Origin of the sequence: Escherichia sp. WS3063 (assembly GCF_046486595.1) — a bacterium.
Taxonomy (GTDB): Bacteria; Pseudomonadota; Gammaproteobacteria; order Enterobacterales; family Enterobacteriaceae; genus Escherichia; species Escherichia coli.
The window spans coordinates 161,843-179,661 of record NZ_JBJQKY010000009.1 but is presented as its reverse complement, the minus strand read 5'-3'; the positions used below and the strand labels follow the sequence as shown (position 1 = coordinate 179,661).

The window sequence follows — 17,819 nt, the reverse complement described above, 5'->3', positions numbered from 1 at the left end:
GGCGCGATTTAGCCCCGACATAGCCCCACTGTTCGTCCATTTCCGCGCAGACGATGACGTCACTGCCCGGCTGTATGCGCGAGGTTACCGACTGCGGCCTGAGTTTTTTAAATGGCGGAAAATCGTGTTGAGGCCAACGCCCATAATGCGGGCGGTTGCCCGGCATCCAACGCCATTCATGGCCATATCAATGATTTTCTGGTGCGTACCGGGTTGAGAAGCGGTGTAAGTGAACTGCAGTTGCCATGTTTTACGGCAATGAGAGCAGAGATAGCGCTGATGTCCGGCGGTGCTTTTGCCGTTACGCACCACTCCGTCAGTAGCTGAACAGGAGGGACAGCTGATAGAAACAGAAGCCACTGGAGCACCTCAAAAACACCATCATACACTAAATCAGTAAGTTGGCAGCATCACCAGATGTTTAATGTCTTCACCAAAACCGCGAGCGGTGTTACAGCCCGTGAGCAGCGCACTGGCAAGCAAAACAAGAACGATAAGGCGTTTCATCATCTCTGACCTGAATAAGTGATGGTGCAGCCTGCAGGCCGCACCACAACCGCATTACTTCACGCGAGAGACGTATTCACCAGAGCGGGTATCCACTTTGATGACTTCGCCGATCTGCACGAACAGCGGAACTTTAACCACAGCGCCAGTAGACAGGGTAGCTGGTTTGCCGCCAGTACCTGCGGTATCACCTTTCAGGCCCGGATCGGTATCAACGATTTCCAGTTCAACGAAGTTCGGCGGAGTAACGGAGATCGGCTGACCATTCCACAGAGTTACGATACACTCTGCCTGATCAAGCAGCCATTTCGCGTTGTCGCCAATTGCTTTTGCGTCAGCAGACAGCTGCTCGAAAGTTTCGTTGTTCATGAAGTGCCAGAACTCACCGTCGTTGTACAGGTAAGTCAGGTTCATATCGACAACATCAGCGCCTTCAGCGGAATCAGTAGATTTGAAGGTTTTTTCTACGCGAGTACCGGTCAGCAGACGACGCAGTTTAACGCGAGCAAATGCCTGGCCTTTACCCGGTTTTACGAATTCACTCGCTTCAACCGCGTAAGGTTCGCCGTCTAACATGATTTTAAGACCAGCACGAAAATCGTTGCTATAGTACGTTGCCATAAGGCCCTCTGAAATTTGTTAATTGGTAGCTAAGCCACAAAATGGCGCATATTGTAACCCTAAATACCCCATCCAGAGAAGATTGGTTAACGCAACTTGCCGATGTTGTGACCGATCCTGATGAACTTCTGCGTCTTTTGAATATAGACGCGGACGAAAAACTGTTGGCCGGACGCAGCGCCAAAAAGCTGTTTGCCCTGCGTGTGCCCCGCTCATTTATCGATCGCATGGAGAAAGGCAATCCGAACGATCCGCTTTTGCGTCAGGTAATTACCTCGCAAGATGAGTTTGTCGTCGCGCCCGGATTCTCCACCGACCCGCTGGAAGAACAGCACAGCGTAGTGCCTGGTTTGTTGCATAAATACCACAACCGGGCGCTTTTGCTGGTCAAAGGCGGCTGCGCGGTAAATTGCCGCTATTGCTTCCGTCGCCACTTCCCCTATGCCGAAAATCAGGGCAACAAGCGTAACTGGCAAACTGCACTTGAGTATGTTGCTGCGCATCCGGAACTGGACGAGATGATTTTCTCCGGCGGCGATCCGCTGATGGCGAAAGATCACGAGCTGGACTGGTTGCTCACACAACTGGAAGCCATCCCGCATATCAAACGTCTGCGGATTCACAGCCGTCTGCCGATTGTGATCCCGGCACGCATCACAGATGCGCTGGTTGAACGCTTTTCTCATTCTACGCTGCAAATCTTGCTGGTGAATCACATCAACCATGCCAATGAGGTAGATGAAACATTCCGTCAGGCGATGGCTAAGTTGCGCCGGGTGGGCGTTACTTTGCTGAACCAGAGCGTTCTGTTACGTGGTGTGAACGATAACGCGCAAACGCTGGCAAACCTGAGTAATGCATTGTTCGATGCGGGCGTGATGCCGTATTACCTGCATGTGCTCGATAAAGTACAGGGCGCGGCGCATTTTATGGTGAGTGATGACGAAGCACGGCAGATTATGCGTGAGTTGCTGACACTGGTGTCGGGATATCTGGTGCCTAAACTGGCGCGAGAAATTGGCGGCGAACCCAGCAAAACGCCGCTGGATCTCCAGCTACGCCAGCAGTAACTGATTAAACAGGGAAGTTTAATCTTTGCACGTTGCATAACCTTTAATTATTCATATACATTGCTGTTGTTACTCTTTATATAATCAACACCAATAATTAACCTTTCTTTTCTGTTTATATAGAGTGAGTACGGCTATTTATGTTATTTTAACAACTATTACTACCAAGCCCATTTATCTGGCTTATAAACTAAAATTAATTATTTAATTGAGAAATGGTTAGGGAGAACCTACATGGCCATAAGCATCAAGGGTGTTAATACCGGTGTTATTCGCAAGAGTAATAATTTCATTGCACTGGCGCTGAAAATTAAAGAGCCTCGCAATAAAGAATCGTTGTTGTTTCTGTCTGTCATGGAACTGCGCGACCTTCTGATTGCGCTGGAAAGCCGTTTGCATCAAAAGCATAAACTGGATGCTGCTGCACGCCTTCAGTATGAGCAAGCTCGCGATAAAGTCATTAAGAAAATGGCAGAAAATATCCCAGAAATTCTGGTTGATGAGCTTAAAAATGCCGATATTAATCGTCGGGTTAACACGCTGGAACTTACCGATAATGAGGGTGAAAATCTTACCTTCGTATTAACGCTACATGACGGTAGCAAATGTGAGTTAGTCATCAATGAATTGCAGATTGAAATGCTGGCGCGAGCAATCATTCATGCAATTAATAATGCGGAAATGCGTGAACTGGCATTACGTATTACCTCACTGTTAGATTTCCTGCCGTTATACGACGTTGACTGCCAGGACAATGGCAATCTGGAATATGACACCTATTCCCAACCGGAATGGAAACATAACTTGTTCAACCATTATCTGGCGGTGCTTTACCGCTTTAAAGATGAAAGTGGCAAAGAACAATTTAGCGGCGCAGTGGTGAAAACGCGTGAAGCAACGCCGGGTAAAGAAGTGGAGGCGATCACTCGCCGAATGCTTGATTTCAGCCCACGACTGAAAAAACTCGCGGGTGTACCATGTCAGGTCTATGTTCGCACCGTAGCGGCAAATAACGCCCAACCGCTAACCCAGGATCAATGCTTACGCGCGCTGCATCACTTACGTGTTCAATCCACCAGCAAAACGGCACCGCAGGCGAAATAATCCCATCTGTTTTACTACGAGGCTGGAAGTATCCAGCCTCTGGATCACATCAGTTCGGGCACTTATAAACCTGACCGATAATCTGGCTATCCGTCGGGACAAAACTGGACAACATTCCCTGCGACGGGCTGCTGATGCCATAAATCACGTTACCGCCCATTGCAGCCGCCTGGTTGCGCAGATCGTTTGCTGCGCCGCGCATAGAACCGCCTTCTTCTCCGTGTTGCCCGGAAAGCCAGTTGCTTTGCTTACCTGTCGCAGTACCAATCAGCTGACACTCTGCACCTGGCTGCTCGTCCACAATGCGTACACTCTGACCGGCAGCACTCAATTCGTTGCTGGAGCTACAACCCGCCATCAGTAGCGCGGCACCGACAATCCCTGCTAAGTATTTTACGTGCATGTTATTCCCCATAATCAATGAGCTGGACGCCACTCGCGTCTGTGTGTGAATCTTATACTAAAAAGATGACTAAAAGAAAAACCCCCAGACATTTCTGCCCGGGGGTTTGTTTATTTCTGCGAGGTGCAGGGCAATTACATCATGCCGCCCATGCCACCCATGCCGCCCATACCGCCAGCAGCGCCTAAGTCAGCTGCATCGTTTTTCGGCAGGTCGGTAACCATGCACTCGGTGGTGATCATCAGGCCAGCCACAGAAGCCGCGTACTGCAGAGCAGAACGGGTTACTTTAGTTGGATCCAGGATACCCATGTCGATCATGTTGCCGTATTCTTCGGTTGCTGCGTTGTAACCGTAGTTGCCGTCGCCGCCTTTAACGGTGTTAGCAACAACAGACGGTTCTTCGCCGCAGTTCAGGACGATCTGACGCAGCGGAGCTTCCATTGCACGCAGTGCAACTTTGATACCCACGTTCTGGTCTTCGTTCTGACCACGCAGGTCAGCCAGTTTAGACGCTACGCGGATCAGCGCAACACCACCACCAGCAACCACGCCTTCTTCTACCGCAGCACGGGTCGCGTGCAGGGCATCTTCAACGCGTGCTTTTTTCTCTTTCATTTCAACTTCGGTAGCAGCACCTACTTTGATAACTGCAACGCCGCCTGCCAGTTTCGCTACGCGCTCCTGCAGTTTTTCACGGTCGTAGTCAGAAGTTGCTTCTTCAATCTGCTGACGGATCTGAGCAACACGGCCCTGGATTGCAGCTTCTTCACCCACGCCATCGATGATGGTGGTAGTGTCTTTGTTGATCACAACACGTTTAGCCTGACCCAGGTCTTCCAGGGTTGCTTTTTCCAGCTCCATACCGATCTCTTCAGAGATTACGGTACCGCCAGTCAGGGTTGCGATATCCTGCAGCATAGCTTTACGACGATCGCCGAAGCCCGGAGCTTTAACCGCAGCAACTTTCACGATGCCACGCATGGTGTTAACAACCAGAGTTGCCAGCGCTTCGCCTTCAACATCTTCAGCGATGATCAGCAGCGGTTTGCCTGCTTTGGCAACAGCTTCCAGAACCGGCAGCATTTCGCGGATGTTGGAGATTTTCTTGTCAGCCAGCAGGATGAACGGGCTTTCCAGTTCTACTGCGCCAGTTTCCGGCTTGTTGATGAAGTAAGGAGACAGGTAGCCACGGTCGAACTGCATACCTTCAACCACGTCCAGTTCGTCCTGCAGACCGGTACCGTCTTCAACGGTGATAACACCTTCTTTACCGACTTTGTCCATCGCTTCAGCGATCAGTTTACCTACGGTTTCGTCGGAGTTAGCGGAGATGGTACCAACCTGAGCAATCGCTTTAGAGTCAGAGCACGGTACGGACAGCGCTTTCAGTTCTTCAACTGCAGCGGTAACAGCTTTGTCGATACCACGTTTCAGGTCCATCGGGTTCATGCCCGCAGCAACAGCTTTCAGACCTTCAGTGATGATAGCCTGAGCCAATACGGTTGCAGTGGTGGTACCGTCGCCTGCAGCGTCGTTCGCTTTAGAGGCAACTTCTTTCACCATCTGCGCCCCCATATTTTCGAACTTGTCTTCCAGTTCGATTTCACGAGCAACGGAAACACCATCTTTGGTGATGGTCGGTGCACCGAAAGATTTATCCAGAACTACGTTACGGCCTTTCGGACCGAGGGTAACTTTCACTGCATCTGCCAGTACGTTTACGCCGCGCAGCATTTTCACACGAGCGTCGTTACCGAATTTTACGTCTTTAGCTGCCATTATCTTTATTCCTTAAATTCGTATGTTCAGTGTCGTGCGCGGATTACGCTTCAACAATTGCCAGAATGTCGCTTTCGGACATGATCAACACTTCTTCATTGTCGATCTTCTCAGATTTCACACCGTAGCCATCGTTGAAAATAACGATGTCGCCAACTTTCACATCCAGCGGCTTCACTTCGCCATTTTCAAGGATACGGCCATTGCCGACAGCCAGCACTTCGCCGCGGGTGGATTTAGCCGCTGCAGAGCCGGTCAGAACGATGCCGCCAGCAGATTTAGTTTCAACTTCTTTACGCTTGACGATCACGCGATCATGCAATGGACGAATATTCATTGATAACTCTCCTTTGAGAAAGTCCGTATCTGTTATGGGTGACGCCGGAGCTTACGTGGTTTCCCGGCTGGTGACCAGAGAAATGGGGATGAGGCTTCGCCCCTTCAAGGGGGAAAAAGAAAAAAAATTCTGATCAGCACAAAATCGGGTGAAAACCCTGATTCACCTCACATTTCATCGCAATTTCTTCATCACCGTCATAAGCGAATCTGATTGTGCTACCATCGAAAATCTACGCAGTTGCCCATAATTTGGGCGCAATCGGACATCAACCCATGAGTGGACTCAAACAAGAACTGGGGCTGGCCCAGGGCATTGGCCTGCTATCGACGTCATTATTAGGCACTGGCGTGTTTGCCGTTCCTGCGTTAGCTGCGCTGGTAGCGGGCAATAACAGCCTGTGGGCGTGGCCCGTTTTGATTATCTTAGTGTTCCCGATTGCGATTGTGTTTGCGATTCTGGGTCGCCACTATCCCAGCGCAGGCGGTGTCGCGCACTTCGTCGGTATGGCGTTTGGTTCGCGGCTTGAGCGAGTCACCGGCTGGTTGTTTTTATCGGTCATTCCCGTGGGTTTGCCTGCCGCGCTACAAATTGCCGCCGGGTTCGGCCAGGCAATGTTTGGCTGGCATAGCTGGCAACTGTTGTTGGCAGAACTCGGTACGCTGGCGCTGGTGTGGTATATCGGTACTCGCGGTGCCAGTTCCAGTGCTAATCTACAAACAGTTATTGCCGGACTTATCGTCGCGCTGATTGTCGCTATCTGGTGGGCGGGCGATATCAAACCTGCGAATATCCCCTTCCCTGCACCTGGTAATATCGAACTTACCGGGTTATTTGCTGCGTTATCAGTGATGTTCTGGTGCTTTGTCGGTCTGGAGGCATTTGCCCATCTTGCCTCGGAATTTAAAAATCCAGAGCGTGATTTTCCTCGTGCTTTGATGATTGGTCTGCTGCTGGCAGGATTAGTCTACTGGGGCTGTACGGTAGTCGTCTTACACTTCGACGCCTATGGTGAACAAATGGCCGCGGCAGCATCGCTTCCAAAAATTGTAGTGCAACTGTTCGGTGTAGGAGCGTTATGGATTGCCTGCGTGATTGGCTATCTGGCCTGCTTTGCCAGTCTCAACATTTATATACAGAGCTTCGCCCGCCTGGTCTGGTCGCAGGCGCAACATAATCCTGACCACTACCTGGCACGCCTCTCTTCTCGTCATATCCCGAATAATGCCCTCAATGCGGTGCTCGGCTGCTGCGTGGTGAGCACGTTGGTGATTCATGCTTTAGAGATCAATCTGGACGCTCTTATTATTTATGCCAATGGCATCTTTATTATGATTTATCTGTTATGCATGCTGGCAGGTTGTAAATTATTGCAAGGACGTTATCGACTACTGGCGGTGGTTGGCGGGCTGTTATGCGTTCTGTTACTGGCAATGGTCGGCTGGAAAAGTCTCTATGCGCTGATCATGCTGGCGGGGTTATGGCTGTTTCTGCCAAAACGAAAAACGCCGGAAAATGGCATAACCACATAATCCGGCGTTTCGACATTAATCCTGGCGATCGTCTTTATGATCAAGGCGGTCGCGGTCATCATCCTTTCTCTGGTACTCACCATCAAAAGTATTACCGCCACCGGTCCCGGCGCTAAAACCGCCGCCTGGCATGCGAGAAAAGCGCAAATGTGGCATCAACTTCACTGTCAGATGCTTTTGCACCGGCGGCAATAAAAGTAGAAGACCGAGGAAGTCGGTAAAAAAGCCCGGTAATAAAAGCAGCAAACCGGCAATGATCAGCGAAACACTTTTAATCATCTCCGCCGCTGGGTTTTCACCCGCCGCCATTTTTTGCTGCATCAGCACGAAATTCTTAAAGCCCTGGTTGCGTACCAGTGACATACCGATAACTGACGTGAATATAACCAGCACGAGGGTCAGCAATACCCCCAATACATGGGCAACCTGAATAAAGATTGAAATCTCAATATAGACATAAAGGAAAATGGCAATAAAAGGTAACCAGCGCAAAGGTTTCTCCTGTAATAGCAGCCGGTTAACCCCGGCTACCTGAATGGGTTGCGAATCGCGTTTAGCTTATATTGTGGTCATTAGCAAAATTTCAAGATGTTTGCGCAACTATTTTTGGTAGTAATCCCAAAGCGGTGATCTATTTCACAAATTAATAATTAAGGGGTAAAAACCGACACTTAAAGTGATCCAGATTACGGTAGAAATCCTCAAGCAGCATATGATCTCGGGTATTCGGTCGATGCAGGGGATAATCGTCGGTCGAAAAACATTCGAAACCACATATATTCTGTGTGTTTAAAGCAAATCATTGGCAGCTTGAAAAAGAAGGTTCACATGTCAAACAACATTCGTATCGAAGAAGATCTGTTGGGTACCAGGGAAGTTCCAGCTGATGCCTACTATGGTGTTCACACTCTGAGAGCGATTGAAAACTTCTATATCAGCAACAACAAAATCAGTGATATTCCTGAATTTGTTCGCGGTATGGTAATGGTTAAAAAAGCCGCAGCTATGGCAAACAAAGAGCTGCAAACCATTCCTAAAAGTGTAGCGAATGCCATCATTGCCGCATGTGATGAAGTCCTGAACAACGGAAAATGCATGGATCAGTTCCCGGTAGACGTCTACCAGGGCGGCGCAGGTACTTCCGTAAACATGAACACCAACGAAGTGCTGGCCAATATCGGTCTGGAACTGATGGGTCACCAGAAAGGTGAATATCAGTACCTGAACCCGAACGACCATGTTAACAAATGTCAGTCCACTAACGACGCCTACCCGACCGGTTTCCGTATCGCAGTTTACTCTTCCCTGATTAAGCTGGTAGATGCGATTAACCAACTGCGTGAAGGCTTTGAACGTAAAGCTGTCGAATTCCAGGACATCCTGAAAATGGGTCGTACACAGCTGCAGGACGCAGTACCGATGACCCTCGGCCAGGAATTCCGCGCTTTCAGCATCCTGCTGAAAGAAGAAGTTAAAAACATCCAACGTACCGCTGAACTGCTGCTGGAAGTTAACCTTGGCGCAACAGCAATCGGTACTGGTCTGAACACGCCGAAAGAGTACTCTCCGCTGGCAGTGAAAAAACTGGCTGAAGTCACTGGCTTCCCATGCGTACCGGCTGAAGACCTGATCGAAGCGACCTCTGACTGCGGCGCTTATGTTATGGTTCACGGCGCGCTGAAACGCCTGGCTGTGAAGATGTCCAAAATCTGTAACGACCTGCGCTTGCTCTCTTCTGGCCCACGTGCCGGCCTGAACGAGATCAACCTGCCGGAACTGCAGGCGGGCTCTTCCATCATGCCAGCTAAAGTAAACCCGGTTGTTCCGGAAGTGGTTAACCAGGTATGCTTCAAAGTCATCGGTAACGACACCACTGTTACCATGGCAGCAGAAGCAGGTCAGCTGCAGTTGAACGTTATGGAGCCGGTCATTGGCCAGGCCATGTTTGAATCCGTTCACATTCTGACCAACGCTTGCTACAACCTGCTGGAAAAATGCATTAACGGCATCACTGCTAACAAAGAAGTGTGCGAAGGTTACGTTTACAACTCTATCGGTATCGTTACTTACCTGAACCCGTTCATCGGTCACCACAACGGTGACATCGTGGGTAAAATCTGTGCCGAAACCGGTAAGAGTGTACGTGAAGTCGTTCTGGAACGCGGTCTGTTGACTGAAGCGGAACTTGACGATATTTTCTCCGTACAGAATCTGATGCACCCGGCTTACAAAGCAAAACGCTATACTGATGAAAGCGAACAGTAATCGTACAGGGTAGTACAAATAAAGAAGGCACGTCAGATGACGTGCCTTTTTTCTTGTGAGCAGTAACTTAAAAATAACAATCTAATATCAACTTGTTAAAAAACAAGGAAGGCTAATATGCTAGTTGTAGAACTCATCATAGTTTTGCTGGCGATCTTCTTGGGCGCCAGATTGGGGGGAATAGGTATTGGTTTTGCAGGCGGATTGGGGGTGCTGGTTCTTGCCGCTATTGGCGTTAAACCCGGTAACATCCCGTTCGATGTCATTTCCATTATCATGGCGGTTATCGCCGCTATTTCTGCCATGCAGGTTGCTGGCGGTCTGGACTATCTGGTTCATCAGACAGAAAAGCTGCTGCGCCGTAACCCGAAATACATCACGATCCTCGCACCGATCGTGACCTATTTCCTGACTATCTTTGCTGGTACTGGCAACATCTCTCTGGCGACACTGCCAGTTATCGCTGAAGTTGCGAAGGAACAAGGCGTTAAACCTTGCCGTCCGCTGTCTACTGCAGTGGTATCCGCGCAGATTGCGATCACCGCATCGCCAATCTCAGCAGCAGTGGTTTACATGTCTTCCGTGATGGAAGGTCATGGCATCAGCTACCTCCATCTGCTCTCCGTGGTCATCCCGTCCACCCTGCTGGCGGTTCTGGTGATGTCCTTCCTGGTCACTATGCTGTTCAACTCCAAACTCTCTGACGATCCGATTTATCGCAAGCGTCTGGAAGAGGGCCTGGTTGAACTGCGCGGTGAAAAGCAGATTGAAATCAAATCCGGTGCAAAAACGTCCGTCTGGCTGTTCCTGCTGGGCGTAGTTGGCGTGGTTATCTATGCAATCATCAACAGCCCAAGCATGGGTCTGGTTGAAAAACCGCTGATGAACACCACCAACGCAATCCTGATCATCATGCTCAGCGTTGCAACTCTGACCACCGTTATCTGTAAAGTCGATACCGACAACATCCTCAACTCCAGCACCTTCAAAGCAGGTATGAGCGCCTGTATTTGTATCCTGGGTGTTGCGTGGCTGGGCGATACTTTCGTTTCCAACAACATCGACTGGATCAAAGATACCGCTGGTGAAGTGATTCAGGGTCATCCGTGGCTGCTGGCCGTCATCTTCTTCTTTGCTTCTGCTCTGCTGTACTCTCAGGCTGCAACCGCAAAAGCACTGATGCCGATGGCTCTGGCACTGAACGTTTCTCCGCTGACCGCTGTTGCTTCTTTCGCTGCGGTGTCTGGTCTGTTCATTCTGCCGACCTACCCGACGCTGGTTGCTGCGGTACAGATGGATGACACGGGTACTACCCGTATCGGTAAATTCGTCTTCAACCATCCGTTCTTCATCCCGGGTACTCTGGGTGTTGCCCTGGCCGTTTGCTTCGGCTTCGTGCTGGGTAGCTTCATGCTGTAATGATCAATCGCGGGGCGTTCACGCCCCGCTTTCTTTCCCGCCGACTAACATCCTTCCCCCGTCCGTTGTATAGTGACCTCTCTCTTGCGGTTCCATCTGTTCTTGCGAGGTGTTTATGCTTGATGAAAAAAGTTCGAATACCGCGTCTGTCGTGGTGCTATGTACCGCACCGGATGAAGCGACAGCCCAGGATTTAGCCGCCAAAGTGCTGGCGGAAAAACTGGCGGCCTGCGCGACCTTGATCCCCGGCGCTACCTCTCTCTATTACTGGGAAGGTAAGCTGGAGCAAGAATACGAAGTGCAGATGATTTTAAAAACTACCGTATCTCACCAGCAGGCACTGCTGGAATGCCTGAAGTCTCATCATCCATATCAAACCCCGGAACTTCTGGTTTTACCTGTTACACACGGAGACACAGATTACCTCTCATGGCTCAACGCATCTTTACGCTGATCCTGCTACTTTGCAGCACTTCCGTTTTTGCCGGATTATTCGACGCGCCGGGACGTTCACAATTTGTCCCCGCGGATCAAGCCTTTGCTTTTGATTTTCAGCAAAAGCAACATGACCTTAATCTGACCTGGCAGATCAAAGACGGTTACTACCTCTACCGTAAACAGATCCGCATTACGCCGGAACACGCGAAAATTGCCGACGTGCAGCTGCCACAAGGCGTCTGGCATGAAGATGAGTTTTACGGCAAAAGCGAGATTTACCGCGATCGGCTGACGCTTCCCGTAACCATCAACCAGGCGAGTGCGGGAGCGACGTTAACTGTCACCTACCAGGGCTGTGCTGATGCCGGTTTCTGTTATCCGCCAGAAACCAAAACCGTTCCGTTAAGCGAAGTGGTCGCCAACAACGCAGCGTCACAGCCTGTGTCTGTTCCGCAGCAAGAGCAGCACACCGCGCAATTGCCCTTTTCCGCGCTCTGGGCGTTGTTGATCGGTATTGGTATCGCCTTTACGCCATGCGTGCTGCCAATGTACCCTCTGATTTCTGGTATCGTGCTGGGCGGTAAACAGCGGCTCTCCACTGCCAGAGCATTGTTGCTGACCTTTATTTATGTGCAGGGGATGGCACTGACTTACACGGCGCTGGGTCTGGTAGTTGCCGCCGCAGGGTTACAGTTCCAGGCGGCGCTACAGCACCCATACGTGCTCATTGGCCTCGCTATCGTCTTTACCTTGCTGGCGATGTCAATGTTTGGCTTGTTTACCCTGCAACTCCCCTCTTCGCTGCAAACGCGCCTCACGCTGATGAGCAATCGCCAACAGGGCGGCTCACCTGGCGGTGTGTTTGTTATGGGAGCGATTGCCGGACTGATCTGTTCACCATGCACCACCGCACCGCTTAGCGCGATTCTGTTGTATATCGCCCAAAGCGGGAACATGTGGCTGGGGGGCGGCACGCTTTATCTCTATGCGTTGGGCATGGGCCTGCCGCTGATGCTAATAACCGTCTTTGGTAACCGCCTGCTGCCGAAAAGCGGCCCGTGGATGGAACAAGTCAAAACCGCGTTTGGTTTTGTGATCCTCGCACTGCCGGTCTTCCTGCTGGAGCGAGTGATTGGTGATATATGGGGATTACGCTTGTGGTCGGCGCTTGGTGTCGCATTCTTTGGCTGGGCCTTTATCACCAGCCTACAGGCCAAACGCGGCTGGATGCGCGTGGTGCAAATAATCCTGCTGGCAGCGGCATTGGTTAGCGTGCGCCCACTTCAGGATTGGGCATTTGGTGCGACGCATACCGTGCAAACTCAGACGCATCTCAACTTTACACAAATCAAAACGGTAGATGAGTTAAATCAGGCGCTCGTTGAAGCCAAAGGCAAACCAGTGATGTTAGATCTCTATGCCGACTGGTGCGTCGCCTGTAAAGAGTTTGAGAAATACACCTTCAGCGACCCGCAGGTGCAAAAAGCGTTAGCAGACATGGTCTTACTTCAGGCTAACGTCACTGCCAACGACGCCCAAGATGTGGCGCTGTTAAAGCATCTTAATGTCCTTGGCCTACCGACAATTCTCTTTTTTGACGGACAAGGCCAGGAGCATCCACAAGCACGCGTCACGGGCTTTATGGATGCTGAAACCTTCAGCGCACATTTGCGCGATCGCCAACCGTGAACGACACTTGCAGTGGGAAAGACGGAGGAAAATAGCGTGCAACGTGAAGATGTACTGGGAGAAGCCCTGAAATTATTAGAATTACAAGGGATTGCCAACACCACGCTGGAGATGGTTGCTGAACGTGTGGATTACCCACTGGACGAGCTACGCCGCTTCTGGCCAGACAAAGAGGCAATCCTCTACGATGCGCTGCGTTATCTTAGCCAACAGATAGATGCCTGGCGTCGTCAGCTGATGCTGGACGAAACGCAAACCGCCGAACAAAAGCTGCTGGCACGTTATCAGGCGTTATCGGAGTGCGTTAAAAACAACCGCTATCCGGGCTGTCTGTTTATCGCTGCCTGTACGTTTTATCCCGATCCTGGCCACCCTATTCATCAACTGGCCGATCAGCAAAAAAGCGCGACCTACGATTTCACCCACGAACTGTTAACCACGCTGGAAGTTGACGATCCGGCGATGGTAGCAAAGCAGATGGAACTGGTGCTGGAAGGCTGTTTAAGCCGAATGCTGGTGAATCGTAGCCAGGCGGATGTCGACACCGCACATCGGCTGGCGGAAGATATCCTGCGCTTCGCCCGCTGCCGTCAGGGTGGTGCACTGACCTGACAGAAACACAGAAAAGAAGCGATTTGCCGCAATCTTAAGCAGTTGAATCGCTTTTACTGAAATTAGGTTGACGAGATGTGCAGATTACGGTTTAATGCGCCCCGTTGCCCGGATAGCTCAGTCGGTAGAGCAGGGGATTGAAAATCCCCGTGTCCTTGGTTCGATTCCGAGTCCGGGCACCAAATTCATATAAACGGACCTCCACGGAGGTCCGTTTTTCGTTTCAGGACGCCACGATTTAAGCGTTCTGCCTCCAAATCAATTCTACCGAACTCAACCAGATTCTCCCCACATCACCAGTATTTTGCGGGTAGATCCCAATTCGGGGAAATGTGTTCCTGAGCGATAGCACTGACTGACGTGAAATGTCGTGCGGCCCCGTGATGCTGTTGAACGTCAAATGACGTCATCAGGAGCGTAACGCATCCATAAAGCACAACATCGGTCTAAACGCCGACTGATAAGATTTTCTGAATGAGAACAAAGAGAAATGTATCGGTCCACTTGCTCATGCAAAGACTAACAATCCATTAAAATAGTAAGCGCTCCGGACAATTTTTCATGGATTATTTTCTGAACATTTTTCTTTGGCAAAGATGATGAATTTTGATGGTAAGGAAAATTACTTCTGGTTCTCAGTAAAATCCTTTCGTAATACTATGTAATCAAGAAGTTTATGGCGGGTAAAAATAACGTCTTGCATTCACCAATAATATGTAAATAAACCCATCTATAGATGGAAAAAATAGGTTATGGCAATTATCATTGCATCATTCCCTTTTCGAATGAGTTTCTATTATGCAACAACCTGTAGTTCGCGTTGGCGAATGGCTTGTTACTCCGTCCATAAACCAAATTAGCCGCAATGGGCGTCAACTTACCCTTGAGCCGAGATTAATCGATCTTCTGGTTTTCTTTGCTCAACACAGTGGCGAAGTACTTAGCAGGGATGAACTTATCGATAATGTCTGGAAGAGAAGTATTGTCACCAATCACGTTGTGACGCAGAGTATCTCAGAACTACGTAAGTCATTAAAAGATAATGATGAAGATAGTCCTGTCTATATCGCTACTGTACCAAAGCGCGGCTATAAATTAATGGTGCCGGTTATCTGGTACAGCGAAGAAGAGGGAGAGGAAATAATGCTATCTTCGCCTCCCCCTATACCAGAGGCGGTTCCTGCCACAGATTCTCCCTCCCACAGTCTTAACATTCAAAACACCGCAACGCCACCTGAACAATCCCCAGTTAAAAGCAAACGATTCACTACCTTTTGGGTATGGTTTTTTTTCCTGTTGTCGTTAGGTATCTGTGTAGCACTGGTAGCGTTTTCAAGTCTTGATACACGTCTTCCGATGAGCAAATCGCGTATTTTGCTCAATCCACGCGATATTGACATTAATATGGTAAATAAAAGTTGTAACAGCTGGAGTTCCCCGTATCAGCTCTCTTACGCGATAGGCGTGGGTGATTTGGTGGCGACATCACTTAACACCTTCTCCACCTTTATGGTGCATGACAAAATCAACTACAACATTGATGAACCGAGCAGTTCCGGTAAAACATTATCTATTGCGTTTGTTAATCAGCGCCAATACCGTGCTCAACAATGCTTTATGTCGGTAAAATTGGTAGACAATGCAGATGGTTCAACCATGCTGGATAAACGTTATGTCATCACTAACGGTAATCAGCTGGCGATTCAAAATGATTTACTCCAGAGTTTATCAAAAGCGTTAAACCAACCGTGGCCACAACGAATGCAGGTGATGCTCCAGCAAATTTTGCCGCATCGTGGTGCGTTATTAACTAATTTTTATCAGGCTCATGATTATTTACTGCATGGCGATGATAAATCATTGAATCGTGCCAGTGAATTATTAGGTGAGATTGTTCAATCATCCCCAGAATTTACCTACGCGAGAGCAGAAAAAGCATTAGTTGATATCGTGCGCCATTCTCAACATCCTTTAGATGAAAAACAATTAGCAGCACTGAATACAGAAATAGATAACATTGTTACACTGCCGGAATTGAATAACCTGTCCATTATATATCAAATAAAAGCGGTCAGTGCTCTGGTAAAAGGTAAAACAGATGAGTCTTACCAGGCGATAAATACTGGCATCGATCTTGAAATGTCATGGCTAAATTATGTGTTGCTTGGCAAGGTTTATGAAATGAAGGGGATGAACCGGGAAGCAGCTGATGCATATCTCACCGCCTTTAATTTACGCCCAGGGGCAAACACCCTTTACTGGATTGAAAATGGTATATTCCAGACTTCTGTTCCTTATGTTGTACCTTATCTCGACAAATTTCTCGCTTCAGAATAAGTAACTCCCGGGTTGATTCATGCTCGGGAATATTTGTTGTTGAGTTTTTGTATGTTCCCGTTGGTATAATATGTTGCGGCAATTTATTTGCCGCATAATTTTTATTACATAAACTTAACCAGAGAATGTCACGCAACGCATTGTAAACATTAAATGTTTATCTTTTCATGATATCAACTTGCGATCCTGATGTGTTAATAAAAAACCTCAAGTTCTCACTTACAGAAACTTTTGTGTTATTTCACCTAATCTTTAGGATTAATCCTTTTTTCGTGAGTATTCTTAGCGCCAGTTTGGTCTGGTCAGGAAATAGTTATACATCATGACCCGGACTCCAAATTCAAAAATGAAATTAGGAGAAGAGCATGAGTTCTGCCAAGAAGATCGGGCTATTTGCCTGTACCGGTGTTGTTGCCGGTAATATGATGGGGAGCGGTATTGCATTATTACCTGCGAACCTAGCAAGTATCGGTGGTATTGCTATCTGGGGTTGGATTATCTCTATTATTGGTGCAATGTCGCTGGCGTATGTATATGCCCGACTGGCAACAAAAAACCCGCAACAAGGTGGCCCAATTGCTTATGCCGGAGAAATTTCCCCTGCATTTGGTTTTCAGACAGGTGTTCTTTATTACCATGCTAACTGGATTGGTAACCTGGCGATTGGTATTACCGCTGTATCTTATCTTTCCACCTTCTTCCCAGTATTAAATGATCCTGTTCCGGCGGGTATCGCCTGTATTGCTATCGTCTGGGTATTTACCTTTGTAAATATGCTCGGAGGTACCTGGGTAAGCCGTTTAACCACTATTGGTCTGGTGCTGGTTCTTATTCCTGTGGTGATGACTGCTATTGTTGGCTGGCATTGGTTTGATGCTGCAACTTATGCCGCTAACTGGAATACTGCGGATACCACCGATGGTCATGCGATCATTAAAAGTATTCTGCTCTGCCTGTGGGCCTTCGTGGGTGTTGAATCCGCAGCTGTAAGTACTGGTATGGTTAAAAACCCGAAACGTACCGTTCCGCTGGCAACCATGCTGGGTACTGGTTTAGCAGGTATTGTTTATATCGCTGCGACTCAGGTGCTTTCCGGTATGTATCCGTCTTCTGTAATGGCAGCTTCCGGTGCTCCGTTTGCAATCAGTGCTTCAACTATCCTCGGTAACTGGGCTGCGCCGCTGGTTTCTGCATTCACCGCCTTTGCGTGCCTGACTTCTCTGGGCTCCTGGATGATGTTGGTAGGCCAGGCAGGTGTACGTGCCGCTAACGACGGTAACTTCCCGAAAGTTTATGGTGAAGTCGACAGCAACGGTATTCCGAAAAAAGGTCTGCTGCTGGCTGCAGTGAAAATGACTGCCCTGATGATCCTCATCACTCTGATGAACTCTGCCGGTGGTAAAGCATCTGACCTGTTCGGTGAACTGACCGGTATCGCAGTACTGCTGACTATGCTGCCGTACTTCTACTCTTGCGTTGACCTGATTCGTTTTGAAGGCGTTAACATCCGCAACTTTGTCAGCCTGATCTGTTCTGTACTGGGTTGCGTGTTCTGCTTCATCGCGCTGATGGGCGCAAGCTCCTTCGAGCTGGCAGGTACCTTCATCGTCAGCCTGATTATCCTGATGTTCTACGCTCGCAAAATGCACGAGCGCCAGAGCCACTCAATGGATAACCACACAGCGTCTAACGCACATTAATTAA

16 protein-coding genes, 1 tRNA gene and 2 pseudogenes are annotated in these 17,819 nt (G+C 49.1%); 12 read left to right on the top strand and 7 right to left on the bottom strand.

Annotated features, from left to right (window positions below; translation table 11 throughout):
- The 3 genes and pseudogenes from ACJHYW_RS11895 to efp all read right to left on the bottom strand — a co-directional run.
- A pseudogene (locus ACJHYW_RS11895) lies at positions 1-360 on the bottom strand (IS1-like element IS1B family transposase); the annotation flags it as partial.
- A 33-nt stretch (positions 361-393) separates the two neighbouring features.
- Complete coding sequence (locus tag ACJHYW_RS11890; RefSeq protein WP_112916808.1) at positions 394-510, bottom strand: entericidin A; 117 nt, start codon at positions 508-510, stop codon at positions 394-396.
- Between the two features lie 51 nt (positions 511-561).
- A complete protein-coding gene (gene efp, locus ACJHYW_RS11885) occupies positions 562-1,128 on the bottom strand; it encodes an elongation factor P (protein ID WP_000257278.1) in 567 nt (188 codons plus the stop codon).
- A gap of 41 nt (positions 1,129-1,169) precedes the next feature.
- On the opposite strand from efp, the gene epmB reads away from it, so the two are divergent.
- Both epmB and ACJHYW_RS11875 read left to right on the top strand, forming a co-directional pair.
- Positions 1,170-2,198 carry an EF-P beta-lysylation protein EpmB gene (gene epmB / locus ACJHYW_RS11880; RefSeq protein WP_000940543.1) on the top strand — a complete coding sequence of 343 codons (1,029 nt, stop codon included), beginning with the start codon at positions 1,170-1,172 and terminating at the stop codon, positions 2,196-2,198.
- 234 nt (positions 2,199-2,432) lie between these two features.
- Positions 2,433-3,302, top strand: coding sequence for a YjeJ family protein (locus ACJHYW_RS11875; protein ID WP_001572259.1), 870 nt, complete (start codon positions 2,433-2,435; stop codon positions 3,300-3,302).
- Positions 3,303-3,351: 49 nt separating this feature from the next.
- On the opposite strand, the gene ACJHYW_RS11870 is transcribed toward ACJHYW_RS11875, so the two are convergent.
- From ACJHYW_RS11870 to ACJHYW_RS11860, 3 genes are all read right to left on the bottom strand, one after another.
- Positions 3,352-3,705, bottom strand: a complete 354-nt coding sequence (locus tag ACJHYW_RS11870; RefSeq protein ID WP_000558209.1) for a DUF4156 domain-containing protein — start codon at positions 3,703-3,705, stop codon at positions 3,352-3,354.
- 134 nt (positions 3,706-3,839) lie between these two features.
- A complete protein-coding gene (groL, locus tag ACJHYW_RS11865; RefSeq protein ID WP_000729117.1) occupies positions 3,840-5,486 on the bottom strand; it encodes a chaperonin GroEL in 1,647 nt (548 codons plus the stop codon).
- Positions 5,487-5,529: 43 nt separating this feature from the next.
- Positions 5,530-5,823: a co-chaperone GroES gene (locus tag ACJHYW_RS11860; RefSeq protein WP_001026276.1), complete on the bottom strand. Its 294-nt coding sequence runs from the start codon at positions 5,821-5,823 to the stop codon at positions 5,530-5,532.
- 275 nt (positions 5,824-6,098) lie between these two features.
- Between ACJHYW_RS11860 and yjeH the strand changes: the two genes are divergently transcribed.
- Positions 6,099-7,355, top strand: coding sequence for an L-methionine/branched-chain amino acid transporter (gene yjeH / locus ACJHYW_RS11855; protein ID WP_000015841.1), 1,257 nt, complete (start codon positions 6,099-6,101; stop codon positions 7,353-7,355).
- A gap of 15 nt (positions 7,356-7,370) precedes the next feature.
- Here the strand turns inward: yjeH and ACJHYW_RS11850 are convergent, their stop codons facing one another.
- Positions 7,371-7,847: an FxsA family protein gene (locus ACJHYW_RS11850; protein WP_001267445.1), complete on the bottom strand. Its 477-nt coding sequence runs from the start codon at positions 7,845-7,847 to the stop codon at positions 7,371-7,373.
- Positions 7,848-8,183: 336 nt separating this feature from the next.
- Here ACJHYW_RS11850 and aspA point away from each other — a divergent pair, with 336 nt between their 5' ends.
- The 9 genes and pseudogenes from aspA (at position 8,184) to cadB (ending at position 17,815) form a co-directional block, all read left to right on the top strand.
- Positions 8,184-9,620: an aspartate ammonia-lyase gene (gene aspA, locus ACJHYW_RS11845; RefSeq protein WP_000069437.1), complete on the top strand. Its 1,437-nt coding sequence runs from the start codon at positions 8,184-8,186 to the stop codon at positions 9,618-9,620.
- Between the two features lie 117 nt (positions 9,621-9,737).
- Positions 9,738-11,039, top strand: coding sequence for an anaerobic C4-dicarboxylate transporter DcuA (gene dcuA / locus ACJHYW_RS11840; protein WP_000961959.1), 1,302 nt, complete (start codon positions 9,738-9,740; stop codon positions 11,037-11,039).
- Positions 11,040-11,154: 115 nt separating this feature from the next.
- Positions 11,155-11,493, top strand: coding sequence for a divalent cation tolerance protein CutA (cutA, locus tag ACJHYW_RS11835; RefSeq protein ID WP_000883400.1), 339 nt, complete (start codon positions 11,155-11,157; stop codon positions 11,491-11,493).
- A complete protein-coding gene (dsbD, locus tag ACJHYW_RS11830; RefSeq protein WP_061092754.1) occupies positions 11,469-13,166 on the top strand; it encodes a protein-disulfide reductase DsbD in 1,698 nt (565 codons plus the stop codon). Before cutA ends, dsbD begins: the two co-directional genes overlap by 25 nt.
- 36 nt (positions 13,167-13,202) lie before the next feature.
- Positions 13,203-13,778, top strand: a complete 576-nt coding sequence (locus ACJHYW_RS11825) for a transcriptional regulator (RefSeq protein WP_061092755.1) — start codon at positions 13,203-13,205, stop codon at positions 13,776-13,778.
- A 106-nt stretch (positions 13,779-13,884) separates the two neighbouring features.
- Positions 13,885-13,960 (top strand) — tRNA-Phe (locus ACJHYW_RS11820).
- A 197-nt stretch (positions 13,961-14,157) separates the two neighbouring features.
- Positions 14,158-14,317: pseudogene (locus ACJHYW_RS11815) on the top strand (integrase); the annotation flags it as partial.
- 259 nt (positions 14,318-14,576) lie between these two features.
- Positions 14,577-16,115, top strand: coding sequence for a lysine decarboxylation/transport transcriptional activator CadC (gene cadC / locus ACJHYW_RS11810; RefSeq protein WP_061092756.1), 1,539 nt, complete (start codon positions 14,577-14,579; stop codon positions 16,113-16,115).
- A 365-nt stretch (positions 16,116-16,480) separates the two neighbouring features.
- A complete protein-coding gene (gene cadB / locus ACJHYW_RS11805) occupies positions 16,481-17,815 on the top strand; it encodes a cadaverine/lysine antiporter (RefSeq protein WP_000092909.1) in 1,335 nt (444 codons plus the stop codon).
- The last annotated feature ends 4 nt before the right edge of the window (positions 17,816-17,819 follow it).